The 24,405-nt window shown below is 53.2% G+C and carries 24 protein-coding genes and 1 rRNA gene; 9 read left to right on the top strand and 16 right to left on the bottom strand.

Annotated features, from left to right (window positions below):
* The 4 genes from ilvD to ilvG are packed head-to-tail and all read right to left on the bottom strand — an operon-like array spanning position 1 to position 4,720.
* On the bottom strand, positions 1-1,842 hold the full coding sequence (ilvD, locus tag BZG20_RS13720; protein WP_077579381.1) for a dihydroxy-acid dehydratase: 1,842 nt from the start codon (positions 1,840-1,842) through the stop codon (positions 1-3).
* Between the two features lie 17 nt (positions 1,843-1,859).
* Entirely contained in the window at positions 1,860-2,801 is a 942-nt protein-coding gene (gene ilvE, locus BZG20_RS13715; RefSeq protein WP_077579380.1) for a branched-chain-amino-acid transaminase, read from the bottom strand.
* 18 nt (positions 2,802-2,819) lie between these two features.
* Entirely contained in the window at positions 2,820-3,077 is a 258-nt protein-coding gene (gene ilvM / locus BZG20_RS13710; RefSeq protein WP_046074872.1) for an acetolactate synthase 2 small subunit, read from the bottom strand.
* Entirely contained in the window at positions 3,074-4,720 is a 1,647-nt protein-coding gene (gene ilvG / locus BZG20_RS13705; RefSeq protein ID WP_077579379.1) for an acetolactate synthase 2 catalytic subunit, read from the bottom strand. The genes ilvM and ilvG overlap by 4 nt, the downstream gene beginning before the upstream one ends.
* Before the next feature lie 489 nt (positions 4,721-5,209).
* On the opposite strand from ilvG, the gene BZG20_RS13700 reads away from it, so the two are divergent.
* On the top strand, positions 5,210-6,733 hold the full coding sequence (locus tag BZG20_RS13700; RefSeq protein WP_046074874.1) for a YifB family Mg chelatase-like AAA ATPase: 1,524 nt from the start codon (positions 5,210-5,212) through the stop codon (positions 6,731-6,733).
* On the opposite strand, the gene BZG20_RS13695 is transcribed toward BZG20_RS13700, so the two are convergent.
* From BZG20_RS13695 to def, 9 genes are all read right to left on the bottom strand, one after another.
* Positions 6,734-7,303 carry a thiol:disulfide interchange protein DsbA/DsbL gene (locus tag BZG20_RS13695; protein ID WP_046074896.1) on the bottom strand — a complete coding sequence of 190 codons (570 nt, stop codon included), beginning with the start codon at positions 7,301-7,303 and terminating at the stop codon, positions 6,734-6,736. It abuts the gene before it with no gap.
* 170 nt (positions 7,304-7,473) lie between these two features.
* Complete coding sequence (locus BZG20_RS13690) at positions 7,474-8,454, bottom strand: serine/threonine protein kinase (protein WP_046074875.1); 981 nt, start codon at positions 8,452-8,454, stop codon at positions 7,474-7,476.
* Between the two features lie 86 nt (positions 8,455-8,540).
* Positions 8,541-9,968 carry a cytochrome c oxidase accessory protein CcoG gene (gene ccoG / locus BZG20_RS13685; RefSeq protein WP_046074876.1) on the bottom strand — a complete coding sequence of 476 codons (1,428 nt, stop codon included), beginning with the start codon at positions 9,966-9,968 and terminating at the stop codon, positions 8,541-8,543.
* A 175-nt stretch (positions 9,969-10,143) separates the two neighbouring features.
* A complete protein-coding gene (locus tag BZG20_RS13680; RefSeq protein ID WP_046074877.1) occupies positions 10,144-10,422 on the bottom strand; it encodes a YihD family protein in 279 nt (92 codons plus the stop codon).
* 94 nt (positions 10,423-10,516) lie between these two features.
* Entirely contained in the window at positions 10,517-11,548 is a 1,032-nt protein-coding gene (locus BZG20_RS13675; RefSeq protein ID WP_046074878.1) for a GGDEF domain-containing protein, read from the bottom strand.
* 123 nt (positions 11,549-11,671) lie between these two features.
* The gene (gene trkA / locus BZG20_RS13670; RefSeq protein WP_046074879.1) at positions 11,672-13,048 is read right to left on the bottom strand and encodes a Trk system potassium transporter TrkA; all 1,377 of its coding nucleotides are present in this window, start codon (positions 13,046-13,048) and stop codon (positions 11,672-11,674) included.
* A gap of 18 nt (positions 13,049-13,066) precedes the next feature.
* A complete protein-coding gene (gene rsmB / locus BZG20_RS13665) occupies positions 13,067-14,353 on the bottom strand; it encodes a 16S rRNA (cytosine(967)-C(5))-methyltransferase RsmB (RefSeq protein ID WP_077579378.1) in 1,287 nt (428 codons plus the stop codon).
* A gap of 100 nt (positions 14,354-14,453) precedes the next feature.
* Positions 14,454-15,398 (bottom strand): methionyl-tRNA formyltransferase, encoded by a 945-nt coding sequence (gene fmt, locus BZG20_RS13660; RefSeq protein ID WP_077579377.1) that lies wholly within the window; start codon positions 15,396-15,398, stop codon positions 14,454-14,456.
* Between the two features lie 7 nt (positions 15,399-15,405).
* Positions 15,406-15,918 carry a peptide deformylase gene (gene def, locus BZG20_RS13655; RefSeq protein WP_046074882.1) on the bottom strand — a complete coding sequence of 171 codons (513 nt, stop codon included), beginning with the start codon at positions 15,916-15,918 and terminating at the stop codon, positions 15,406-15,408.
* A 117-nt stretch (positions 15,919-16,035) separates the two neighbouring features.
* On the opposite strand from def, the gene BZG20_RS13650 reads away from it, so the two are divergent.
* From BZG20_RS13650 to BZG20_RS13635, 4 genes are read left to right on the top strand one after another with little or no spacing between them, the layout of a single operon-like run.
* A complete protein-coding gene (locus BZG20_RS13650; RefSeq protein WP_077579376.1) occupies positions 16,036-17,097 on the top strand; it encodes a LysM peptidoglycan-binding domain-containing protein in 1,062 nt (353 codons plus the stop codon).
* Positions 17,057-18,196: a DNA-processing protein DprA gene (dprA, locus tag BZG20_RS13645; protein ID WP_241828728.1), complete on the top strand. Its 1,140-nt coding sequence runs from the start codon at positions 17,057-17,059 to the stop codon at positions 18,194-18,196. Before BZG20_RS13650 ends, dprA begins: the two co-directional genes overlap by 41 nt.
* 2 nt (positions 18,197-18,198) lie before the next feature.
* On the top strand, positions 18,199-18,672 hold the full coding sequence (locus tag BZG20_RS13640) for a DUF494 family protein (RefSeq protein WP_046074885.1): 474 nt from the start codon (positions 18,199-18,201) through the stop codon (positions 18,670-18,672).
* A 28-nt stretch (positions 18,673-18,700) separates the two neighbouring features.
* Complete coding sequence (locus BZG20_RS13635) at positions 18,701-19,258, top strand: type I DNA topoisomerase (protein WP_077579374.1); 558 nt, start codon at positions 18,701-18,703, stop codon at positions 19,256-19,258.
* Here BZG20_RS13635 and BZG20_RS13630 read toward each other — a convergent pair.
* The gene (locus BZG20_RS13630) at positions 19,255-20,403 is read right to left on the bottom strand and encodes a 5-(carboxyamino)imidazole ribonucleotide synthase (protein WP_077579373.1); all 1,149 of its coding nucleotides are present in this window, start codon (positions 20,401-20,403) and stop codon (positions 19,255-19,257) included. The two genes, BZG20_RS13635 and BZG20_RS13630, sit on opposite strands and share 4 nt — an antisense overlap.
* Before the next feature lie 4 nt (positions 20,404-20,407).
* Positions 20,408-20,890: a 5-(carboxyamino)imidazole ribonucleotide mutase gene (purE, locus tag BZG20_RS13625; protein WP_069362358.1), complete on the bottom strand. Its 483-nt coding sequence runs from the start codon at positions 20,888-20,890 to the stop codon at positions 20,408-20,410.
* 178 nt (positions 20,891-21,068) lie between these two features.
* On the opposite strand from purE, the gene hemF reads away from it, so the two are divergent.
* The 3 genes from hemF to BZG20_RS13610 are packed head-to-tail and all read left to right on the top strand — an operon-like array spanning position 21,069 to position 23,071.
* Positions 21,069-21,986 carry an oxygen-dependent coproporphyrinogen oxidase gene (gene hemF, locus BZG20_RS13620; RefSeq protein ID WP_077579372.1) on the top strand — a complete coding sequence of 306 codons (918 nt, stop codon included), beginning with the start codon at positions 21,069-21,071 and terminating at the stop codon, positions 21,984-21,986.
* 3 nt (positions 21,987-21,989) lie between these two features.
* Positions 21,990-22,814 (top strand): shikimate dehydrogenase, encoded by an 825-nt coding sequence (gene aroE, locus BZG20_RS13615; RefSeq protein ID WP_077579371.1) that lies wholly within the window; start codon positions 21,990-21,992, stop codon positions 22,812-22,814.
* Positions 22,811-23,071: a DUF1488 domain-containing protein gene (locus BZG20_RS13610; RefSeq protein ID WP_158010045.1), complete on the top strand. Its 261-nt coding sequence runs from the start codon at positions 22,811-22,813 to the stop codon at positions 23,069-23,071. Before aroE ends, BZG20_RS13610 begins: the two co-directional genes overlap by 4 nt.
* Here BZG20_RS13610 and BZG20_RS13605 read toward each other — a convergent pair.
* The gene (locus BZG20_RS13605; RefSeq protein WP_021022715.1) at positions 23,068-23,607 is read right to left on the bottom strand and encodes a gamma carbonic anhydrase family protein; all 540 of its coding nucleotides are present in this window, start codon (positions 23,605-23,607) and stop codon (positions 23,068-23,070) included. The genes BZG20_RS13610 and BZG20_RS13605 overlap by 4 nt on opposite strands.
* Positions 23,608-24,215: 608 nt before the next feature.
* Here BZG20_RS13605 and BZG20_RS13600 point away from each other — a divergent pair.
* Positions 24,216-24,405, top strand: a 16S ribosomal RNA gene (locus BZG20_RS13600); the annotation flags it as partial.

Below are 24,405 nucleotides of genomic sequence, written 5' to 3'. Positions count from 1 at the left end.
TTATTCCTCCAATTTACTGCGATCGCGCACCGCACCTTTATCGGCGCTGGTGGCGAGGCTGGCATAGGCTTTTAACGCGTAAGACACCTGACGTTGACGGTCTTTGGGTTTCCAACCGCGAGCGTTCACTTCTGCGCGGCGGGTGGCCAGTGTCGCTTCGTCCACCAGCAGACTGATTTCGCGGGTGGGGATATCAATACGAATACGATCGCCGTTTTCCACTAACGCGATGGTGCCGCCGTTCGCTGCCTCGGGAGACACATGACCAATGGATAGCCCAGAGGTACCGCCAGAGAAGCGCCCATCGGTGAGCAGCGCGCAGGATTTGCCCAATCCCATCGATTTTAAGTAGGTGGTGGGATAGAGCATTTCTTGCATGCCTGGTCCCCCTTTCGGCCCTTCGTAACGGATCACCACCACATCACCGGCTTTGACTTCACCACCGAGGATGGCTTCCACCGCGTGGTCTTGACTTTCAAACACCACAGCGGGCCCCTCGAAGGTCAGAATACTCTCATCGACCCCAGCGGTTTTGACGATACAGCCATTGAGCGCGATGTTGCCTTGTAGCACGGCTAAGCCACCATCTTGGCTAAAGGCATGTTCATGGGCGCGGATACAGCCTGATTGGCGATCATCATCCAGGGTGTCCCAGCGACAGTTTTGCGAGAAGGCTTGGGTGGTACGAATGCCCGCTGGCCCGGCGCGATAGAAGGCTTTAATCGCTTCATCATCGGTTTGTACAATGTCATATTGCGCCAGTTGCTCTTTGAGGCTCACGCCCAGTACGGTTTGTTGCTCGACGTTGAGCAGGTTAGCGCGCTGAAGCTCACCGAGGATCCCCATCACCCCGCCAGCACGGTGCACATCTTCCATGTGATATTGCTGCGTCGATGGCGCCACTTTGCAAAGGTGAGGCACTTGGCGTGACATCCGATCAATATCATCCATATCGAAATGGACGTCGCCTTCTTGCGCAGCCGCCAGTAGGTGCAAGACTGTATTGGTAGAACCACCCATGGCAATATCCAGCGCCATCGCGTTTTCAAACGAGGCGCGGTTGGCGATATTACGCGGCAGGATGCTGTCATCGTCTTGCTCATAATAGCGCTTGGTCAGCCCGACAATCCGTTTGCCGGCGTTGATGAATAGCTGCTCACGGTCAGCATGGGTGGCGAGCATCGACCCATTACCTGGCTGACTCAGCCCCAGCGCTTCGGTGAGACAGTTCATCGAGTTGGCGGTAAACATGCCAGAGCACGAACCACAAGTGGGACACGCGGAGCGCTCAATTTGCTCGCTTTGTTCATCGGACACATCTGGGTTGGCACCTTGCATCATGGCATCGACCAGATCGAGTTTTAGGATCTGATCGGACAGCTTGGTTTTGCCGGCCTCCATTGGGCCACCGGAGACAAAAATCACCGGGACATTGAGGCGCATCGAGGCCATCAACATGCCCGGGGTGATTTTGTCACAGTTAGAAATACAGACCATGGCATCGGCACAATGGGCATTGACCATATACTCGACCGAGTCTGCGATAATCTCACGGGAAGGCAGTGAGTACAGCATGCCGCCATGACCCATGGCGATACCATCATCGACAGCGATGGTATTGAACTCTTTGGCGATGCCGCCTGCTTTTTCGATTTCCTTGGCGACCAGCTGACCCATGTCTTTGAGATGGACATGGCCTGGCACAAACTGGGTAAATGAGTTGACGACGGCGATAATCGGTTTGCCGAAATCATCATCTTTTACGCCGGTAGCGCGCCACAATGCACGCGCGCCAGCCATGTTGCGACCGTGGGTAGTAGTTTTGGAACGATAGGTTGGCATATTACGACTCCTTTGCCTTATGCGCTCTGGTCTGGGTAAACCGGGTCAAGCCAGCCCCATTTGTCTTCGGTGGTACCATCAAACAAGCCAAAGAAGGCTTGCTGTAGTGAGGCGGTGATCGGGCCACGTTGACCTTCACCGACGGTGATCTGATCGACGCTACGCACAGGCACAATTTCTGCCGCGGTACCGGTCATAAAGACTTCATCGGCCAGGTACAGTGCTTCACGCGCAATCGGCTCTTCGCAAATGGTGAGTCCTTTCTCTTTCGCCAGCGTGATGATGGCGTCACGCGTGAGCCCCGGTAAAATGGCGCTGGTAGCCGGGGGGGTGCTAATCACGCCGTTTTTAATAATAAAGAGGTTTTCACCGGCCCCTTCGGACAGGTAGCCGCGGACATCCAAGGCAATGCCTTCGGCATAGCCATGACGACGGGCTTCACCACCTACCAACAGAGAAGATAAGTAGTTCCCGCCGGCTTTGGCCGCAGTCGGAATGGTATTGGGTGCCGCTCGGTTCCAGCTCGACACCATGGCATCCACCCCTTGGGCGAGCGCTTCTTCCCCTAAGTAGCTCCCCCAGCTAAAGGCGGCGATGATGATATCCATTTGTGTATCAGGTGGCGGGCAGACCCCTAAGCCTACATTGCCCACAAAGCCAAGCGGGCGAATGTAGGCAGAGCGTAGCTGATTGACGCGCAAAGTTTCACGGCACGCTTCCATGAGTGCATCGACGCTGTAGGGGATCGGAAAACGGTAAATTTTGGCAGAATCTTTTAAGCGCTGCATGTGCTCGCGATGGCGAAACACCACTGGGCCGTTCGGTGTGTCATAGCAGCGGATCCCTTCAAACACTGAGGTGCCGTAGTGCATGGCGTGCGTGAGTACGTGCACGGTGGCATCCTGCCAAGCGATCATTTCACCGTTAGACCAAATGTAATCAGCGGTATTTGTCGACATTCTTTTCTTCCTTTTTGGTTATGCGCGTAGGGATTGTTGCTGGGATGAGGACATCATGACCTCAGCCACATCCCATAGCTTAGTCAGTTGTGGTCGCAAGGTCTCGATCGCTCTTTGGCTTTCGACGGTGACATCAAAAATGACGTGGCCGTTGTCCGCGGGCAAAGACATGTTGAACTGGCAAACCGTAAAACCGCGATGACGGATCACACGCAAAACACGCTCGAGCAGTTCAGGGCTGTGGGTCGCATGAATAGAAAACTGGTGTTGCATCATAAGTCTTGCTCCATCATTTGTTGGTTTGCCGCGCCGGGTGGTACCAGCGGCCATACATTTTCCATTTCATCAATGGCAACATGCAGCAAATAAGGACCTTGATGTGTCATCAAGGTGTTGAGTGCGTCCTCGACCTCATCTTTACGCTGGATACTGTGCCCAGGAATATCAAAGGCGCGCGCCAGGGTGAGAAAATCCGGGTTATCAGACAGGTCGGTTTCACTGTAACGTTGCTCGAAAAACAATTGTTGCCATTGACGCACCATGCCCAAACGCTGGTTATCCAGCAGGATGATCTTTACCCCGATGCCGCGACGCTTGAGCGTACCGAGCTCTTGGACGTTCATCATGAATGAGCCATCTCCGGACACCAGTACCACTTCATCCTCGGGACGAGCTACTTTGGCGCCCATTGCGGCAGGCAAGCCAAATCCCATGGTGCCTAGCCCCGCCGAGGTCAGCAGATTCTCGGGTTGAGAGGGACGAACATGTTGCGCGACCCACATTTGATGTTGGCCCACATCGGTGGCAACGACTGTGCTTGCGGGCATGCTATCGGACAAGCTTTTGAGCAAGGCGGGTGCATAGATGGCCTCGCCAGGGTGGTCGTAGCGCCACGCGTGCGAGGTCTGCCATTCGGTAATTTGTTCCCGCCATGCCGGTGACGTGTCAGGGCATGCGAGTGCAGGGAGTACTTGATTGAGTGGGGCGCAAACCGGTGCTTGCGCGCGGCGCAGTTTGTTGATTTCGGCCGCATCAATATCAAGGTGCACCACGTTGGCATGAGGGGCGAAGGTATCGAGCTTGCCGGTCACCCGGTCATCGAAACGTGCGCCAACCACAATCAGTAAGTCGGACGCCTGCACCGCGAGGTTCGCCGCTTTGGTGCCATGCATACCGAGCATCCCAAGGTAATGCGGATAGTTTGATTCAACCGTGCCCAAGCCTTTTAGTGTGCTGACCACTGGGAGCTGACTGCGTGCCAAGTAATCGCGTAACGCCTCGGTGGCTTTACCCAATACCACACCGCCACCGAGGTAAACCATAGGGCGCTCACTGGTACGAATAAGCGCATTGGCCTTTTCGAGTGCTTGGCTATCGACAGGGGCAGTATGTGAAACATGAACCTGAGCCTCAGTGTTTGGGATCAGTGCTTGTTGCACATCTTTAGCGATATCCACCAATACCGGGCCAGGACGGCCTGATTGTGCTATTTCGAATGCCTGCGCTAAAGTCGTCGTAAGCTCGGCCGGATCGGTGACCAGAAAACTGTGTTTGGTGCAGGCGAGAGATAAGCCGAGGACATCAATCTCTTGGAACGCATCCGTCCCTATTAGTGGGCTGGCGACCTGGCCGGTGATCGCGACTACGGGCACCGAGTCCATCATCGCATCGGCAAGTCCGGTGACTAAGTTAGTGGCGCCCGGTCCCGATGTCGCCAGGCAGACGCCAGGACGGCCACTGGCGCGGGCATACCCGATGGCGGCCATCGCTGCCCCTTGTTCGTGGCGACATAAAATATGTTCAACCCCACCATCATAGAGGGCATCATACACAGGCATGATGGCGCCGCCTGGATACCCAAATACGGTTTCAACGCCTTGCTTACGTAAGGCTTCCACAACCCATTGTGCACCTGTCATCCTTGTCCCTCCCCGTATGAACGGGGAGGGCAGGCGGGCGAATGATCTGTCTCTGCGCTCTCCATCATTGTTGCTTCCGTTGTCGCGTGGCGTCGCCACATGAATGAAAAAAGCCCCCGAACCTGTTGGTTGCGGGGGCTTGGTTGCGATGTTGCTGCTGTATTTCGCGTACCTAAACCCCTCGCGGAATAATGACCACGATGAGGCGAATAATTAGGACGATAGCGAAGTTAAGCATTTGTCTGTCTTTTCTTGTCGTTAGCCCATTTTATGGGCTTTTTGTTAATTGTGTTTTTGTTTACGCCTGCTTGTTACAGGTCAGTCACGAACCCGATCTGTCGCCGAGTCTCGTGTTTAATTGTTGTGCATTTGTAGTGGTATCACAGACCTCACTCGCATGACAAGAAAAAAATACTCTTAATCATAAATTGGCTCTGCACTATAAGAGTCGGGTTTCATAGTGGTTAACAAGGGTAACGCGGAGAGAAAATGGCATTAGCGATAGTGCACAGTCGAGCCTGTGTGGGCGTGCAAGCACCGAATGTGACTGTAGAAGTACACATATCTAACGGTTTACCTGGGTTTGCGCTGGTGGGGCTGCCTGAAACCACGGTGAAAGAAGCGCGGGACAGGGTGAGAAGTGCAATTGTGACGTCGAACTTTGAGTTCCCATCACGCCGGATCACCGTTAACCTTGCACCGGCTGACTTACCCAAAGAAGGTGGACGGTTTGATTTGCCGATAGCGCTCGGGATCTTGGTTGCATCTGGGCAGCTGCCGGAAAAGCGGCTCAACGAATTCGAGTTTTTGGGGGAGTTGGCTTTGTCCGGACAGCTACGGCCGGTTAAAGGGGCCTTGCCCGCCGCGCTTGCCTGTCAAAAAGCGCAGCGCGCACTGGTGGTGCCAGATGATAACGCCAGCCAGGTGGCATTGGTGGATAATGAGCGCCATGTGTCAGCGCCTGATCTGATTGCGGTGGCGCAGCACCTCATTGGTCAACAAAATCTCGGTTTGAATGCGACACAGGTAGAAGCCCCCGAACCTCCCTCAACACGGTGTTTGCGTGACATTATTGGCCAACAACAAGGAAAACGCGCGCTAGAGATCGCCGCCAGTGGTTCACATAATCTGCTTTTTGTTGGCCCGCCCGGAACCGGAAAAACCATGCTAGCCTCGCGGTTGTGTGATTTGCTCCCGCCTATGAATGATGAAGAGGCATTAGCGTCAGCCGCGGTCACGTCGTTGACCCAGCAACCTTTGCATGAAGGAAACTGGCGTCGGCGCCCGTTTCGTAGTCCACACCACTCAAGCTCGATGGCGGCATTGGTTGGGGGTGGCACCGTTCCGCGCCCGGGAGAGATCTCTTTGTCTCACCATGGGGTGCTGTTTCTCGATGAGATGCCAGAGTTCGAGCGCCGGGTGCTTGATGCCCTGCGTGAGCCGCTAGAGTCGGGGGAGATTATTATCTCCCGCGCCAATGGCAAAACCCGCTTTCCCGCACGCTTTCAGCTGATAGGCGCATTAAACCCCAGCCCCACAGGCCATCATGAAGGAGAGCTCGCGCGCTCAAACCCACAGCAAATCTTGCGCTATCTAGCCCGTTTGTCTGGGCCATTATTGGACAGGTTTGATATGTCGATTGATATTCCGGCACTGCCAAGAGGGAGCCTCTCCAGTGGTGGTGAGCGCGGTGAGTCAACGGTCGTGGTAAAAGCCCGAGTTGAAGCGGCGCGAGCCAGGATGTTGGCGCGTCAAGGTAAGGTTAATGCGTTGCTGAGCAATCGAGAAATGGAACAACATTGCCAACTGGCTCAAACCGATGCCGCTTTTTTAGAACAAGCCCTGCATCGTTTGGGACTGTCTGTGCGGGCATACCATAGGATCATTAAAGTGGCGAGAACCATTGCCGATTTGGCCGATGTTGACACCATCCAGCGTCCTCACCTTGCTGAGGCGCTGGGGTATCGGGCGATGGATGGCTTATTACGCCACCTCAACGCCCAAGTCAGCTAATTACTTTTGGGTAAGCAAGAAGTTGATCAACTGAAAGTATTCTTCGGGGGTTTCCACGGTTTTCGGTGTGACATGATACTTGCCGTTCACGACCACGGCAGGCACGCCGCGCAGGCCCGCTTTTTCGAACGATTGGTCAAAGCGCTTCGCCATTGAGTTGGCCGCAAAGCTGTTGTAAGCACCATCAAACTCTTGGCCATCAATGCCGTTATCAACGAACAGTTGGCGCACCTCGGCCAATGATTTGGGTGGGTTTTGCGCCACGTGAATGCGATCGAACATCACTGGAATAATGGTGTCTTGTGCATTCAGTACCACGGCGGTTGCGTATGCACGGGTTAGGACACTGCCCATATCCCCGCCCATAAAGGAGACGTGATTTTTCACCACTTTGGCGTTGTCAGGCACCTGCTGTTTGAGCTGTTGAACCAGTGGCTCAAATTGATAGCAGTGAGGACAGTAGAAGGAGAAAAACTCAGTGACTGTGGGCGTATCCGTCGCTGGCGTGTCCAGCACTTGGTAGTCTTCCCCTGCCTTAAAGCGTCCCGGCTTAGCGTCAGCCACTTCCATAGGCGCGGTGGATTCAGACTGCGTTTGGGTAGACTCTGCCGTTTGCGTGGTTTGTGATGACGTTTGTGTCACGCTCTCAGGCTCAGAGCAGGCGGTTAAGCCGAGTATGAGTAGCACAGGAAACAGTTTCTTTAACATGATTGAATGACTCTCCGTTATCGATTGAGCGCTTACGGGTACAGCGTAAGCGGTGGCGCTTCTAAGGTGGCAAGTTGTTCTTTAAATGCAAGTACCTGACCTTCCCAGTATTTTGCATCAGCAAACCAAGGGAATGCACGTGGAAATGCCGGGTCTTGCCAGCGTTTTGCTAGCCACGCCATATAGTGCACCATTCTCAGACCACGCAACGGCTCGATCAGTTGCAATTGATCGGCGGGAAATTCACGAAATTCGCGATAACCTTCTGCCAAGGTATCGAGTTGGGCGAGCTGATCGGCACGACTGCCGTTTAAAAACAGCCACAAGTCTTGAATCGCAGGGCCGTTACGCGTGTCGTCAAAATCCACAAACAGTGGACCGTCGCGCCACAGAATGTTGCTGGGGTGGCAGTCGCCGTGCAAGCGGATCGCCGGCCAATTTGTATGCCAGCGAGCGGCAATGGCGTCAATTAAGCGGTCAAGATCAGAGAAAAAGGTTGCCTGAATGCCTTCTGGGATCAGATTTGCCTCATTTAACACCTGACGAGGTTGATAAAGATGACTGTCGAGATCAAACTTTGCCCGTTGTTGGAAGGGGGTCGCCGCGCCCACTTGGTGTAGGCGGCCGAGGTAACGGCCGACCGCCTCAAGTTGATCCCAATTATCCACTTCAAAACCCCGGCCGCCGACACTGGGAAATAACGCAAAGCGAAACCCCTCGGCGGTAAAAAGGCTTGTACCGTCGCGGTAGATTGGGGCTACCACGGGAATATCGGCCTGGGCGAGCTCATGACAGAATGCGTGCTCTTCGATAATTTGCGCGTTAGACCATCGCCCAGGACGGTAAAACTTCACCACATAGCGCTGGCCATCATCAGCGACAAATTGGGCAACACGGTTTTCATAGCTGTTCAGCGCAAGCAAGCCTGATTGAGGATAGATCCCCACCGACTCAATCGCATTTAACTGAACATCTGGCGTTAGTGTATGAAAGTCAAAGCCATGGTCAGTCATGAGCATTCCGTTTGTGTGGCAAAACGCCATGGTAACAAATAAAAAGGGCGCTGCCTGCGCCCTTTCATTGTGGATTAAAATGACGATTAGAGATCCGTGATAAACCGACTCTCTGCCGTGACCACTTTTTGCTCCTCACCCGACTCACGTTCCATCACAAAAGTGATATCAGCGATACGCTGTTCCATCTCATAGGTATCAACGGCGAGGCTGATGGGTAATGAGAACACTTCCCCTGCTTGGACATTGACCGTTTGCGGGCCATGCCATTCCACATCGTTCAGCCCATTCACCGACAGTTGGTACGTCTCATCCGATTGGGTTTTATTGAGGATTTTTAAGGTATAAGTGTTTTCCACCAACCCTTGGTTATTGATGCGATAAAGCTGGTTTCGGTCTCGAATCACATCCAGCTCCATGGGCATCACTGACATCGCTAAGTAGATGAACATCGCGGTGACGATGGTCATGACGACCCCGTAGCCAAGGAGCTTAGGTCGCATCACGGCGGTTTTCTTGCCTTCTAGTTTGTGCTCGGTGGTGTAGCTAATCAGTCCACGCTCATAGCCCATCCTATCCATGGTTTCATCGCAAGCATCGATACAGGCACCACAGTTGATACATTCGTATTGCAAGCCGTCACGGATATCGATGCCTGTTGGGCAGACCTGCACACACAAATTACAGTCAATGCAGTCACCGAGTCCCAACTCTTTCGGATCTTTTTTGCGAGGACGAGGGCCGCGTTTTTCGCCGCGCTTAGCATCATATCCGACAATAAAGGTGTCTTTGTCGAACATCGCCGACTGGAAGCGTGCGTAAGGGCACATATGAATACACATAATCGAGCGCATCCAGCCTGCATTGCCATAAGTACAAGCGGCAAAGAAGATCACCCAAAAACCGACCCAGAAGCTGGTATCAAAGGTGACTAAATCGATAGCTAACTCGCGCATTGGCACAAAGTAGCCAACGAAGGTCATCCCGGTAATCAAGGAGATCGCCCACCATGCCGCGTGTTTAGCGGTTTTGCGCGCGGCTAGCTCAGGCGTCAGTTTTAACGAGTCTTGCTTGCGGCGCTTGTTGGCGGCGCCTTCGAGTTTTTCTTCAAACCAAATAAATAAGAAGGTCCACACGGTTTGCGGGCATAAATACCCACACCACACGCGGCCAAGAAAGGTGGTGATAAAGAAAAGGCCAAATGCCGCGAGCATCAATAGTGCAGCCAGCAAGGTAAGGTCTTGTGGCCAGAGTGTGGTGCCAAAAAAGGTAAATTTCTGATTACCGATGTCGAGTAAGATGGCTTGGCGTCCTTGGTATGGGAGCCATGGAATGGCGAGGAACACCAGCATGAAAAACCAGCCCATATAGCGTCGCATACGCTGGTAATAGCCTTTTACCGCACGCACATAAATACGATTGCTTGGGTTGAAACGGTCGTCAGCCCCTTTGTGAGTTTTGGGGTTGTACTCTTTTGCAGTCACGTCTTTGACGTTGATTTTTTTATCGCTCATGACATTGGCTTTCCTTGGGGTACGGGTCCATGGTGCGTTGCCAGGCCCTGATTATCATTGTTGCCTGTGATTGTAGCGCAGCGAACTCCTTGAATACGCTACCAGAGTCATAGTTTGCAACATAGCCACAAACTCAATGAAATCTAGCTATAACAGACGATTAGCCAGACTGCTTTCACGACGATTGCTGAGGCGGGATCCCGCGTGCGCGCAAAATCGCGGCTTTAAAATCGTCTTCACAATCTTTGGCTAGCCCAGGAATGGGGGCATCAGTATCTTCTAGTCGCATCTTAAGCTGATAGATCAAGGTATCGTCTGACAGTGTGGTGATATCCTGACCATGACCGGCTTCATCAGCGATCTGGATGAGCATTTGCATCAGAGAACAGTCAGGGGTTTTTTGCCAAGATTGATTGAGTAGGTCGAGCAGCTCATTGATACGGTGGCATTGCATATGGGCGTCCTCAGTGTGGCACGTAAAAAATGCCATTGTGCCCGACCACACTGAGATGAAACTTAGCCAGGATCAATTTCCGCTCAGGTGGTGATTAATTAATCGGCATCACGCGATTACGGCCTAGGTTTTTAGCTTGATACAGGTGCTGATCGGCACGGTAAATCAGATCTGCGCCGCTCTCACCTTTATATTCGTCATACTCGGCGACGCCTATCGATACAGTAATGCTGTCTAGAGTGCGGCCACGACGCCGGTCTTTGATCACCATGCGGTCAATCGCCGCCCGCAATGTTTCAGCGGTGCGCTTGGCCGTGCTGAGGCGTTTTTGCGGCACCAGCAAGGCAAATTCTTCGCCCCCGTAGCGAAAGGCTTGTACGCCATCGCGACAGTAGTCGAGGATCCGTTTAGAAACTTGCTTTAAGGCAATGTCACCGAGCACATGGCCGTAGGTATCATTGAGGTGTTTGAAGTGGTCGAGATCGATGAGTACCAAGCAGAACGGCCAGGTTTGTGGGCTATCAATGTAGGCGGCGAGTTCGCGCTCGAAGGCAGCCCGGTTAAGCAAACCGGTTAGGCCATCATGAGTGGCTTGTTCGGTCATCTCAGCCAAATTTTGCTTTAATTGCGCAATCTCTTGCTGCGCGTCATTCAGCTGGTGTTTAAAGTAGCGGGTCGACTGAGTAAGCGCTTGCGAATCTTTGACCACGTTGCGAACCACGGCAATGGTCTCATCAATGGATAACCCTTCATTTTCGACCCGTGACAGCTGTTCAAAGGTGTTATCGAGAACCGAATGGAAAGCGTCAGTATCCTGGATAGTATCTGACATTGAGTGGCTCATCTCGGTCATCATCGATTCTAAGCTTTGCTTTAACGCATTGATGTCTCGGCTATGCTTATCGGCCATGTGTTTTTGGTAAAGCATGTCGCTTTGCAGCGGACTACAGGTACCGTGCTCATCGACGGTGGCATCGACATCCGCATTGAGTTTGGCGTCGGTATTGGCGACATAGGTGTACCACAGGGCATAGTTGGTGGGCGTGGTGGGCACCTTGTATTTCATCATCAAAGGCACAGCTTTTTTGAGGAAGCTGGTAGATTGCTGAAACTTATCGTCCGACATGGCGTTCCTTTGTGTGTCATCGATACCGAGAGAACTTTTATTAGTGTATACCCAAAGTGATTGGAACGGCAGTAGACAGCGAAAAAGCGTGAGCCTGCAGGCAACAACGCCTGCAGGCGAGGATCATAGGAAGAAGGGACTGGGCTGGAACAGGCGTTCAACGTCAGGAATATATTTTTTGTTCACCAAGAACAAGACCACATGGTCATCTTGCTGGATCACGGTTTTATCGTGCGCAATTAACACTTCATCGCCGCGCACCACGGCACCGATGGTGGTACCGGGGGGCAGTTTTATCTCGCCGATGGCGCGCCCGACCACTTTGGATGTCGACGCATCCCCATGGGCGATGGCTTCAATCGCCTCAGCGGCGCCGCGTCGTAGTGACGAGACATTAACAATGTCTGCGCGGCGCACATGGGTGAGTAGCGCAGATATCGTCGCCTGTTGAGGGGAGATGGCAATATCAATCACCCCGCCTTGCACTAAGTCCACATAGGCGCCGCGCTGGATAAGCACCATGACTTTTTTCGCGCCAAGGCGTTTCGCCAACATGGCCGACATAATATTGGCTTCGTCTTCGTTGGTGACCGCGATAAACACATCAATCTGATCAATGTGCTCTTCACTGAGCAGTTCTTGATCAGAGGCATCGCCACAAAACACCGTGGTTTCTTCAAGTAACTCAGAAAGGTGTTCCGCACGGGAGGGGTTACGCTCAATCAACTTCACGCTGTATTGACGCTCCAACGCCATCGCGAGGCCGGCACCAATGTTGCCACCACCAACAATCATGATGCGTTTGTAGGGCTTTTCAAGGCGCTGTAATTCACTCATCACCGAGCGAATATGGTTACTCGCGGCGACGAAAAAGACTTCATCATCGGCTTCGATGATGGTGGTACCTTGTGGACGAATGGGCCGGTCACGACGGAAAATAGCGGCGACACGGGTATCGACATGCGGCATATGCTCACGCAAGGCGGACAAGGCTTTACCGACCAAAGGACCGCCGTAATACGCCTTAACCGCAACCAGACCGACCTTTTTATCGGCAAAGCTGACCACCTGTAAGGCGCCTGGGTATTCAATTAGACGACGAATATAACGAGTGACCAGCTCTTCAGGGGCGATAAGATGGTCAACCGGACAGGCGTCGCTGTTAAACAGTTGCTCTTTCACCGCCAAGTATTCAGGGCTGCGGATCCGAGCGACGCGGTTTGGTGTATTAAAACGTGTATACGCGACCTGACAGGCGATCATATTGGTTTCGTCTGAGTTGGTCACCGCGACCAGCATATCTGCATCTTGAGCGCCGGCTTCTTGCAGCGTGGTTGGGTGACTGGCAAACCCCTGTACCACGCGTAAGTCATACTTATCTTGTAGCTCACGCAGTCGTTCGGGGGCGCGGTCAACAATGGTGATATCATTGTTTTCCCCTACCAGGTTTTCTGCTAGGGTGCCGCCGACTTGTCCTGCACCCAAGATGATGATTTTCATGCTACTGTCACTCCCTGCCTAGTCGCACAAAGGCTTCTCTAGGCATGCATAATAGAAACCGTCCATGTCGTCTTCGCCTGGCAAAATCTGGCGACCAGGCTGCGCTTGCGAGCCGGTGCGCAGTATCGCGGAAGGTTCACGGGCTAAAAAGGCACGGATTTGCTCGCGGTTCTCATCCGGTAACACTGAGCAGGTGGCGTAAACCAGCGTACCGCCTGGCGCCAATTGCTGCCACATTGTGTCTAAAATCTCTGCCTGTAACGTGACCAGAGCGTGAATGTCACTATCACGGCGTAGCCACTTAATGTCGGGATGACGCCGGATCACGCCTGTGGCTGAACAAGGGGCATCCAATAATATACGATCAAACGCGGGCCCTTGATGCCAAGCGCTCGGCTCACGGGCATCCGCGTGTTTCACATCAGCATTCAGCCCTAACCGTGACAGGTTCTCTTTGATCCGGGATAAGCGGTTTTCATCGGCATCAATGGCCGTCACGATGGCACCAGGCTGGTGCTCAAGGATATGACACGTTTTCCCTCCTGGCGCGGCACAGCAGTCGAGAATATGTTCTGCAGACGCGGGTTGGAGGTAATCGACAGCCAGCTGCGCGGCGGCATCTTGTACCGACACCCAGCCCTGGTCAAAGCCGGGGAGGCGAGACACATCACACGGCGCGTCGAGTTTCAGAGCGTCCATGGCATCTGGATGGACACTGGCACCAATACCGGCCTGTTGCAGCTGCGTTTGATAACTGTCTCGAGAATGGTGCTGGCGGTTGACGCGCAGCCACATCGGCGCCTTTTGATGATTTGCCGCCACAATGTCTTGCCAATTTGATGGATAGGCGGCCTGAAGGCGTTTGAGCAACCAGCCGGGATGGCAGTAATGACCAGCATCATTCGCTTGGCTGGCTTGGTCTAGCGCATCTTGATCGCGTTGATAATTGCGCAAAATGGCGTTAATCAATCCACGTAATTGTGGGCGCTTCAATGGCTTGGTGGCATTCACGGTTTCAGCCACGGCGGCATGGGCCGGGATGCGCATATAGCCTAATTGATACAACCCGACCAGAATGAGGTGATGAAAGACTCGTTGTTTGCCTTTCAGTGGCTTATCCATCAGGGCTTGCACGATATGCTCTAATCGCGGTAACCAGCGCAAGGTGCCATAGCAAATCTCTTGCAACAAAGCAGCATCACGCGGGGCGACCTTCTGTTGAGCGAGGGGGAGCTGCTGGGACAATGACTGGCCCTGATCAACTACTTGATACAGAACGCGGGCGGCCGCGGCTCTTACATTCATATGTTTACCTATTCAAAGGCCAAATTGGCATCAGACGATAGTGTGGGTCAGATTAAAAAAGGCCAGCGTACTGGCCTTCTTCTCACGTATCGGTGGCACGCTACAGTTGGGTGCCTGTTTCAAACCATTCACGACGTGCATTCAGTAGTTCATGCGCTTGCATGGCTTTTTTGCCCGGGGGTTGTAGTTGGGTCAGCTGGATCACGCCTTTTCCGGTCGCGACCTGAATGCCATGTTTGTCAGTGTTGATCACTGTGCCTGGCGCCGCGTCCACGTCGATATCTAGTGCGTTAGCGCCCCACACCTTGATGTTTTGCTCACCTAAGGTGAAGTAGCTGACCGGGCGCGGGTTAAATGCCCGTACACAACGTTCGATAAACGCGGCGTCTTGATGCCAATCGATCTGCGCTTCTTGCTTACTGAGCTTTTCGGCATAGTTGGCTTTGGCATCGTTTTGTGGCTCCGCAAGAATAATGCCGTTAGCCATGTCATTAAGACAATCAATCAATGCCTGCGGACCCAGCTCCGCAAGGCGCAAATATAGGCTACCACTGGTTTCTTTCTCATCAATGGGCAAGGTCGCAATTTTAAGCATATCGCCTGTGTCGAGCCCTTCATCCATCTGCATGATGGTGACTCCCGTCTCATTGTCACCAGCCCATACTGCTCGTTCGATAGGAGCGGCGCCACGCCAACGTGGCAGAATGGAGCCATGCACATTAATACACCCTAACTTGGGGGTGTCCAATACGGGCTTGGGCAGAATCAGCCCGTAAGCGACCACGACCATCACGTCGGCGTTCAAGGCAGCCAGCTCCGCTTGTGCTTGTTCATCACGCAACGTGCGAGGCTGGTACACGGGTAAGTCGTGCTCAAGCGCAAGCTGTTTAACGGGGCTTGCCGTGAGCTTCTTGCCTCGGCCAGCGGGTTTATCTTCACGGCTATAAACCGCAATCACCTCATGCTCACTATCGAGCAGGGCTTGTAAATGGCGCGCGGCAAAATCCGGCGTGCCCGCAAATACTATACGCAGCGGTGTGCTCAAAGTGACCTCAGCTTGCTTTCTGGTTAGCGCGTTTGATTTTTTCCATCTTTTGCTTGATGCGCTGACGTTTCAGCGGCGATAGGTAGTCCACAAACAGCTTACCTTCTAAATGGTCAAGCTCATGCTGAATACAAATCGCTAGCAGGTCGTCGGCATCAAACTGGATAGCGTTGCCGTCGCGATCCAGCGCTTTTACGGTCACTTCTGCCGCACGGGGAACCAATGCGCGTGCACTGGGCACAGATAAGCATCCTTCTTCAATGCCATCTTCACCGCGCTTTTCGATGATTTCTGGATTGATAAGCACCATGGGCTGATCGCGGGTTTCGGAGACATCAATCACCACCATGCGTTGGTGAAAATCAACCTGAGTGGCCGCGAGACCAATACCATCTTGGGCGTACATGGTTTCAATCATGTCATCAGCCATTTTCTGGATCTCAGGTGTGACAGCGTCCACCGGCTTGGCCACGGTGCGAAGGCGCTCATCTGGGAATGTTAATACGTTCAGTAAAGCCATAACGTCTCATAAAAATTGAACTGTGCCGAAAGCGGCACGGGGTAATTGGGTTAATTCTAGACATTTTGCCAGCCAATTGACAGCATCAGCATCATTCGTCGGGTGAGGAAGACATTGATGACAAGAAAGCTATTCAATCTCGCCGCCGCTGGGCTATTGGCTATCGCGCTACCAGTGCTGGCAGCCGGCCCTGCCGAGAGTCAGCGATACGTGGTTGAGCGGGGGGATACCCTGTGGGATATCGCCGCCACCTTTTTCGATAATCCTTGGCAATGGCGTGACGTATGGTACGCAAATCCGGCTATAAAGGATCCCAATCTTATTTATCCTGGCGATGTGCTCACCCTCACATGGCAAGCGGGGAAACCGGCCGTCAGCTACAAGCCTAGGCGCGCGATTGCAGCAAAGGGAGATGCACCCAAGACGTCAGCGCTTAGCAGTGTCGATCCTATGCTGCTGCCCTATTTACAACAGGATATGCTGGTCGAAAAGGCGCGTTTGGTGGCGCTGCCTCGTGTTCTTGGCTCTACAGATGGGCGTCAATATCTGTCAGTGCACGATACCCTGTATGTGGATGCGTCGTTGGGTGCCAAAAATTGGCAGGTTTTTCGGGTTGAGAAAACCTTTTTACGCCCTGCGACGTCAGAGGCTAGCGCCGAACCGATCGCTATGGTGAGCTTAAAACATGTGGCTGACGGACGTATCCGTGCGCGAAGTGAAGGGCGCAGTGTGATGACACTGACACGCGTGGTGCAGGAAGTACGGCCCAATGATGTCTTGTTACCTTTGCCCGAGAACACGCATGCGCGCTTTTGGCCCCAAGCGGCTCAAACCGACGCGAGGTTATTAGGGCATCTTTATGGCAGTGAGTATGTCGCGAATGGTCAGCTGGTGGTGCTCGATAAAGGTGCCAATGATGGCGTGACGACCGGACAAATGTTTACTGTCACTGAAGCTGGTGCCAACGTATTAAATGGCCCTGGTGAGTATCGCTATCAAAACGCGAACGAAAGCACGACACAATCCATCACACCCATGCCTGATGTGACGGTGGGACAAACCATGGTCGTTCGGGCTTACCCTTGGGTTAGCTTGGCGGTGATCACCCAAGCGCGTCAGCCGATCAAAGCCGGCATGCATGCGGTACCGCCATCTTCTCAACCGGCCTATGCACGATAAATCGCTGCGAGGATGGTTGACGCTGACTCAAGTGCCGCGGTTGCGCGTCCCGCAGCGGCGCGCGCTGTTAGCTAAAATGCCCATCGACGCATTGTGTGACCAAACCCATCATGAGCTTGCCGCGGTTGGCTTAACCGCTGAGCAATGTCAGGCCATCATGCACCCCAATCATGCCATGATTGAGCGTAGCCTTGAGTGGGCGAGGCAAGAGAATTGCCACCTGATTGGCTTTGACCATCCAGCTTATCCTGCACTACTCCGAGAAATCGCACGGCCGCCTTTGGTCTTGTATGTGCAAGGCGATCTGACTTGCTTGGCGATGCCTCAATTGGCGATGGTGGGCAGTCGACACGCGACACCGCAAGGGCTAGAAACGGCGTTTCAATTTGCCAAACAACTGGTTGAGCATGGCGTTGCGATCACCAGTGGGCTTGCGCTAGGTATCGATGGCCGGGCACACAAAGGCGCACTCGAGGGTGGCGGAAAAACCTTGGCGGTGCTGGGAAGCGGACTGGCCAATGTGTATCCCGCCCGGCATCGCGCATTGGCCAAGCGGATTGAAGCGCAGGGGGCGCTTGTTTCAGAGTTTTGGCCGGACGCCCCGCCAAGAGCCGAACACTTTCCGCGCCGCAACCGGTTGATCAGTGGGTTGTCGGCAGGCGTATTAGTGGTAGAGGCCGCACCGCAAAGTGGGTCACTGATCACGGCACGTTATGCGCTAGAGCAAAACCGGAGTGTGTTTGCGATTCCCGGTCCCATAGACCAAGTCCAATCGCGAGGTTGCCACCAATTGATAAAACAAGGCGCCGTGTTAGTCGATTGTGTTGATGATATTATAAGTGATGTGGATAGCTTGGTTCAGTTTGCTGTGAGTCAGCAAAACGAATTATTTAGTGATGCACCCAAGTTAGATACGCACGAAGGATTGCCATTTTCTGCGCTGTTGGCTAACGTAGGGGCTAACGCGACGTGTGTCGACGTACTGGCTGAGCGCTGCAACCAACCGGTTCACGAAATCATGATGCAGTTGTTAGACTTAGAACTCCAGGGGCTTGTAGCAGCAGTACCCGGTGGCTATGTCAGAACGAGGAGGGGCTAGCCATGATGGACATTCTTATGTACCTGTTCGAAACCTACATCCACAGCGATGTGGAAGTGATGATCGATCAGGACGAGTTAGCAGATGAATTGTCCCGCGCGGGTTTTCATCAAGACGATATATATAAAGCCCTGAACTGGCTTGAAAAGCTGGCACAGTTGCAAAATGCGGATAAACAGCCTTACCTATCAGGCAGTGCCCAAAGCTCGATCCGAATCTATACCGAGCAAGAAACGCGCTTTATCGACCAAGAAAGCCGAGGCTTCCTTTTATTCTTAGAGCAGGCTGGGGTGCTTTCACCGGAAACGCGTGAAATGGTCATCGATCGGGTGATGGAGCTCGAGACCCAAGAATTTGGTCTTGATGATCTAAAATGGGTTATTTTGATGGTGCTGTTTAACGTGCCCGGTAACGAACGTGCGTATACACAGATGGAAGAAATGCTGTACGACGCACAAGAGGGATACGTGCACTAACGCTTATCAATGACAGTAAAAGGTGTGAATGAGTAAAGATAACACCCCGAATACCCATGAGCGCTGCCCGGAATGTGGCAGCGCTCTTGCGTTTAAATCGGGCAAACGAGGCCCGTTTCTGGCCTGTACCGCCTATCCAGACTGCCACTATACCAAAGCGTTACATCATGGTGATGGCCATGTAGTAAAAGCGCTTGGCGTGGCTTGCCCGGCGTGTCATCAGGGAGAATTGGTGTTACGCCAAGGTCGATTCGGTATGTTTATTGGCTGTGATCAGTTCCCGCAATGTACGCATATCGAAAAACCGGATGAACCGGATCATACTACCCTCACTTGCCCTGCCTGCCACAAAGGTGAGCTGGTGGAGCGCACCTCGCGTTACGGCAAGCGCTTTTTTGCCTGTGACCAATACCCTAAGTGTCATTTTGCGGTAAACGCACAACCGATAGCCGGCACCTGCGAGCAATGTGGCTTTGCGCTGCTGGTGGAGCGTAAGAAAGGCGGCAAGACGGTGCACCAATGTGCCGATAAGTCCTGCAGCGCGATTCAAGGTGAATCGGCTGCAGAATCGGAGAGCGAAGGCTAATCGGTTTGCGCGGCGAGAGCCAAGGCAGCCGATTTTAAACCGTGAAAAGCATCGTCGGGGAGGTAGCTGGCGAGGCTGGCTAACTTGGTGGCAAGCGCCGCGTTCGATGTGGCCGTGACATTAATATGACCCACTTTACGCCCCGGACGAGGCGTTTTGTTGTACCAATGCACATGGGCATCACGATAGGTCGCAAGCGGGACACTGCCTTGGCCTAAGATATTAATCATCGCCGTTGGCTGGATTAAATCGGTTGGGCCGAGGGGTAAGCCGCTGACCGCGCGCAGGTGGTTTTCAAATTGGCAACACGCGCTACCTTGCTGTGTCCAGTGACCGGAGTTGTGCACCCGAGGCGCTATCTCGTTAACTAGCAAGCTGCCGTCCACATCAAAGAATTCCACCGCGAGTACCCCCACATAGTTAAGCGCGCTGGCAATCTTTTCCAACATGTCCGCCGCCTGTGTTTGCAAGGCATGTTCATCCGGGCGCACCACAGACAAGGTTAGTATCCCATCATGGTGGTGGTTTTGGGTCAGGCTATAGCTGGCAAATTCACCATTCGCGCCACGCACACCAATCAGTGACACTTCTCGGTCAAAAGGGATCATGGTTTCGGCAATGATGGCTTGGCCATCGCGTTGCTCTGGCGCGCTAAGAAAGGCGTCGAGCTCGGCCCATAATGCGTGAAGATCATCGCCGTCACGATAGCGCCACTGTCCTTTGCCGTCATAACCATCCAAGGTGCTTTTGAGGACCAAGGGTGCTCCCAGTGCGTCGACCGCCTTTTCTAAATCAGCCTGTGTATACACCACTCGGTATGGCGCATTGGCGACGCCTGCTTGCATCAGCAGGGCTTTTTCAATTTGGCGGTCGCCACCGGTTAGAATCGCCTGAGCACTGGGGCGTAACTTCCCGCTTTGCTCGCATTGGTGCAAGATATCAGCGGGGATATGCTCAAATTCCGCGGTAATAATATCTGCGCCGGCGATGGCCGTATTGAGGCCGTGCCCCAGTGGTTGCAGCGTCAGTGGGTGAACAATGTCGCCACTACGCACATCATAGGCGCTGACGATAAGGTTGAGCGGCGCGCCGGCCAAGGCCATCATCCGGGCCAGTTGTCCCGCGCCTAACACCAGAATATTCATGGCCTTACCCTTGTGGGTTGGGTTGAGCGAGAACGGCTTCAGTTTGCGCTTGGCGAAACGCATCCACTTTTGCCATCAAATCAGGGTCGGCCGTTGCGAGAATTTGTGCGGCAAGGAGGCCTGCATTCGCGGCGCCTGCGTCTCCAATGGCGAGTGTGCCCACTGCCACGCCTTTGGGCATTTGAGCAATAGAAAGCAATGAGTCCATGCCCTTTAACGCTTTTGACTGGACCGGCACGCCGAGCACCGGCAGGCTGGTGTGTGCGGCGGTCATCCCAGGCAAATGGGCGGCCCCCCCAGCGCCGGCAATAATCACTTTAATCCCGCGCTCGGCCGCTTGTTGGGCGTAGTCGGCAAGTAACTGTGGTGTGCGATGGGCGGAGACAATACGGGTTTCGTAAGGGATGGCAAAATGATCCAACATAGCCGCTGCATGTGTCATGGTAGGCCAATCGGATTGCGAGCCCATGATGATACCGACAGTCATAATACGTCCTTCTTGATGACAAGCGTGAATAAGATAAGCTGAGCGTGGCGCGAATTATACCCAGATTTCACCGCAAGGAAAACGTTTGCGTCGGCGGTGGGGGATGAAATTCCGTCAAGATCCCACTGCGTGGATCAGGTAAAGTACGCATATAGTCTCAGTAACAAAGGATGTGAGCGTGGCACACGGTCAATCGACAATTGATAAGCAAGCCGTGAAGGCTTTTTTCCTCCAGCTTCAAGATGATATTTGCCAACAGCTTGCGCAAGAAGATGGTCAAGCGCATTTTATTGAAGATGCGTGGGAGCGTGAGAAAGGGGGCGGTGGCCGCAGTCGCGTCCTGCGTCAGGGCCAAGTGTTTGAGCAAGCGGGAGTGAACTTCTCGCACGTATTTGGCGATCAAATGCCTGCCTCGGCGACCGCGCACCGTCCAGAGCTTGCCGGGCGCTGTTTTGAGGCCATGGGGGTGTCGTTAGTGATCCATCCTAATAACCCGTACGTGCCGACCTCGCACGCAAACGTGCGGTTTTTCATTGCCGAAAAAGAAGGTACAGATCCTGTATGGTGGTTTGGCGGAGGCTTTGACCTCACACCTTTCTATCCGTTCGAGGAAGACTGCCAGCATTGGCATCAGACCGCCAAAGCCTTATGCGCGCCTTTTGGTGATAGCGTGTACGCTGATCACAAGGCGTGGTGCGATCGCTATTTTTATCTGCCCCATCGCGATGAAACCCGTGGCGTCGGTGGGCTTTTCTTTGATGATTTGAACCAATGGCCATTCGAACAGTGCTTTGCCTATACCCAAGCGGTTGGAAAAGGCTTTATCGATGCCTACCTGCCGATAGTACAGCGCCGCAAAGCCACGCCTTATGGTGAGCGAGAACGCGATTTTCAGCTTTATCGCCGCGGACGCTATGTCGAGTTTAACTTGGTGTATGACAGAGGAACGCTATTTGGCTTACAAAGTGGTGGGCGTACCGAATCTATCCTGATGTCGATGCCGCCGATGGCACGTTGGGAATATAATTGGTCACCTGATGAAGATGCACCGGAAGCGAGACTTTATCGCGACTACCTTAAACCGAGGGAGTGGTAACAGATGACCGATCGTTATTGTGTGGTCGGCCACCCGATTGGCCACAGTAAGTCGCCGCAGATCCACGCCGCATTTGCGACGCAAACCCAACAATACATCGACTATCAAGCCATTGAGGCGCCGCTCGAAGGCTTTGTGTCCAGTATGCAGGCGTTTTTTGCGCAAGGAGGGCGCGGCGCCAATGTGACCGTGCCTTTTAAACAGCAAGCGTATGAATGGGCTGATACACTGACAGAGCGTGCCCGCCGCGCCGGTGCCGTGAATACGCTGGTTAAGCAAAGCGATGGTTCCCTACTGGGTGATAATACGGACGGGGCAGGTTTGGTAACTGACTTACACTACCACCATGTGGCACTGCGCGATAAGCGCATTATGGTTGTGGGAGCAGGCGGTGCAGCAAGGGGTGTGTTGCTTCCTTTACTGGAGCAAGAGCCAGCATTGCTGATGATAGTGAATCGCACCGAGCAAAAAGCCCAGCAATTAGCCGCTGCATTTGGTGAGGCCGGACCGATCGCCAGTCATGCCGTGGATGAACCCATGGCGGCGCCCGTGGATGTGATCATTAATGCGACCTCGGCAAGCTTACATCAAAGCCATCCCCCTCTCCCGCAAGGAGCGATTGGTCCAGCGACCACTGTCTATGACATGGTGTATCAAGCTGGCTGTACAACCAGCAACCAATGGGCGCAACGCCAAGGAGCAGGGCGATGTTTAGACGGCTTGGGCATGCTGGTGGAACAAGCGGCGGAAAGCTTTGCTATATGGCGTGGCTGTCGGCCACAAACCGAACGTGTGCGCGAGCAGTTAAGAGAGGCACTCAGTCGATGAATCAATCCCTTATTCTGGCTGCGGACGAAGCGCAGGTCGACACGGCAAAGGCGCGTGTTTGTTTCTACGGCCAACTTAATGGTGCGTTGTTAACATGCGCTGTCCGCTTTACCACCTTATCTGCGCTCGCCGGTTGTGCGGTAGACTCGGATAATGCGCAGGCGATCGTCGAACAAGTCTGGTTTGATATAGAAGAGCAAATGGAAGCAGCCATCGAATCAGAAGCGTTTGAACCCGATGGCAGCTTGGTGATCTAGTGCTCGCAGCGGTAGATGTCTTTAGTGTCGACATAGTTTTGCGCTGAGCGTGCAAAATAGGCACGCTCTTTGTCAGTGAGGGGGCGAACCTGTTTGACCGGTGAGCCAACATACAGGTAGCCGCTCTCTAAGCGTTTTCCGGGCGGGACTAAACTGCCAGCGCCAATTAGCACTTCATCTTCAATCACAGCGTCATCAAGAATAATCGTCCCCATTCCCACTAGAACTCGGTTGCCAATCCGGCAGCCGTGTAACATGACTTTGTGGCCGATTGTCACTTCTTCACCGATGATCAGCGGGTAACCTTGTGGGTTTTCGGCATTTTTATGGGTGACATGAAGGACTGAGCCATCTTGCACATTGGTCCGTGCGCCAATCTGGATATGGTTCACGTCACCACGTGCCGCCACCAGCGGCCAAATACTCACATCATCGCCTAGCGTAATATCGCCAGCCAATACACTGGATTCATCAATATAGACGCGTTCGCCCAGCTGAGGCGTCATGCCTTTATAAGCGCGCAGCTGTTTTGCCATCACAAATCCCTCTTTATATCGCTATACAATGTCAGATAACGCTGACTTTGGTACCAGTTTTACACCCTAGCGAGCAAAAAAACAGCGAGTGACAGTTTTTTTCTAAAAAACACCTAAAAAGGGGTTGCCAATCTGATCAGCTTCCCTATAATGCGCCTCCATCGACACGGCACACAGGGCAAGCGCTCAGCGGCCATGTCGGGGCAAAAAATCAAATAAAAATAAACGCTTGACGTCAGTTTTTGAATGATTAAGATAGCCCACCTACTTAACGCCGACAACGCGTTAGGGGAGTCAAAAAGAGGTTTTGTTTTCGTCGGTTGGCATCAACAAAAAGATAAAATTTCTTCTTGACTTCATCGGCAAGGCGCGTAATATACGCAGCCCTGACCGAGCGAAGCAACGCTTCGCAAGTCAACGCTCTTTAACAATTTGACCTATGCAATCTGTGTGGGCACTCGTTGAGAATAGACAAAAAGATTTATTCGATGAACTGAGTGACCAAACGACAACTTTTATAGTTGTTCGGCACAGTCAATTCGTTTTTCTCTTCGGAGAGAAACAGTAATCAGTATTCATTGAGCTGAAACTTCGGTTTCGAAAAACTTTAATTGAAGAGTTTGATCATGGCTCAGATTGAACGCTGGCGGCAGGCCTAACACATGCAAGTCGAGCGGAAACGGCAGTATTGAAGCTTCGGTGGATTTACTGGACGTCGAGCGGCGGACGGGTGAGTAAAGGCTGGGAACCTGCCCTGACGAGGGGGATAACCGTTGGAAACGACGGCTAATACCGCAT

It is taken from the genome of Salinivibrio sp. IB868, assembly GCF_001995655.1.
GTDB classification, from domain to species: domain Bacteria; phylum Pseudomonadota; class Gammaproteobacteria; order Enterobacterales; family Vibrionaceae; genus Salinivibrio; species Salinivibrio siamensis.
The sequence above is the reverse complement of the archived record's forward strand: the minus strand, read 5'-3'. Positions and strand labels throughout refer to the sequence as shown.

Bases quoted from the DNA above. Each gene is read 5' to 3' on its own strand.
- purE (WP_069362358.1), bottom strand. From the start codon at position 20,890: ATGACTGTCGGTATCATCATGGGCTCGCAATCCGATTGGCCTACCATG.
- ilvG (WP_077579379.1), bottom strand. From the start codon at position 4,720: ATGACAGGTGCACAATGGGTTGTGGAAGCCTTACGTAAGCAAGGCGTT.
- dprA (WP_241828728.1), top strand. From the start codon at position 17,057: ATGCGGTACCGCCATCTTCTCAACCGGCCTATGCACGATAAATCGCTG.
- BZG20_RS13690 (WP_046074875.1), bottom strand. From the start codon at position 8,454: ATGACTGACCATGGCTTTGACTTTCATACACTAACGCCAGATGTTCAG.
- BZG20_RS13635 (WP_077579374.1), top strand. From the start codon at position 18,701: ATGAGTAAAGATAACACCCCGAATACCCATGAGCGCTGCCCGGAATGT.
- rsmB (WP_077579378.1), bottom strand. From the start codon at position 14,353: ATGAATGTAAGAGCCGCGGCCGCCCGCGTTCTGTATCAAGTAGTTGAT.
- ilvD (WP_077579381.1), bottom strand. From the start codon at position 1,842: ATGCCAACCTATCGTTCCAAAACTACTACCCACGGTCGCAACATGGCT.
- def (WP_046074882.1), bottom strand. From the start codon at position 15,918: ATGGCTTTACTGAACGTATTAACATTCCCAGATGAGCGCCTTCGCACC.
- BZG20_RS13695 (WP_046074896.1), bottom strand. From the start codon at position 7,303: ATGGAAGTGGCTGACGCTAAGCCGGGACGCTTTAAGGCAGGGGAAGAC.
- BZG20_RS13700 (WP_046074874.1), top strand. From the start codon at position 5,210: ATGGCATTAGCGATAGTGCACAGTCGAGCCTGTGTGGGCGTGCAAGCA.
- ilvE (WP_077579380.1), bottom strand. From the start codon at position 2,801: ATGTCGACAAATACCGCTGATTACATTTGGTCTAACGGTGAAATGATC.
- BZG20_RS13605 (WP_021022715.1), bottom strand. From the start codon at position 23,607: ATGGCAAAACAGCTGCGCGCTTATAAAGGCATGACGCCTCAGCTGGGC.
- aroE (WP_077579371.1), top strand. From the start codon at position 21,990: ATGACCGATCGTTATTGTGTGGTCGGCCACCCGATTGGCCACAGTAAG.
- ccoG (WP_046074876.1), bottom strand. From the start codon at position 9,968: ATGAGCGATAAAAAAATCAACGTCAAAGACGTGACTGCAAAAGAGTAC.
- ilvM (WP_046074872.1), bottom strand. From the start codon at position 3,077: ATGATGCAACACCAGTTTTCTATTCATGCGACCCACAGCCCTGAACTG.
- BZG20_RS13610 (WP_158010045.1), top strand. From the start codon at position 22,811: ATGAATCAATCCCTTATTCTGGCTGCGGACGAAGCGCAGGTCGACACG.
- BZG20_RS13675 (WP_046074878.1), bottom strand. From the start codon at position 11,548: ATGTCGGACGATAAGTTTCAGCAATCTACCAGCTTCCTCAAAAAAGCT.
- BZG20_RS13640 (WP_046074885.1), top strand. From the start codon at position 18,199: ATGATGGACATTCTTATGTACCTGTTCGAAACCTACATCCACAGCGAT.
- BZG20_RS13650 (WP_077579376.1), top strand. From the start codon at position 16,036: ATGACAAGAAAGCTATTCAATCTCGCCGCCGCTGGGCTATTGGCTATC.
- BZG20_RS13630 (WP_077579373.1), bottom strand. From the start codon at position 20,403: ATGAATATTCTGGTGTTAGGCGCGGGACAACTGGCCCGGATGATGGCC.
- trkA (WP_046074879.1), bottom strand. From the start codon at position 13,048: ATGAAAATCATCATCTTGGGTGCAGGACAAGTCGGCGGCACCCTAGCA.
- BZG20_RS13680 (WP_046074877.1), bottom strand. From the start codon at position 10,422: ATGCAATGCCACCGTATCAATGAGCTGCTCGACCTACTCAATCAATCT.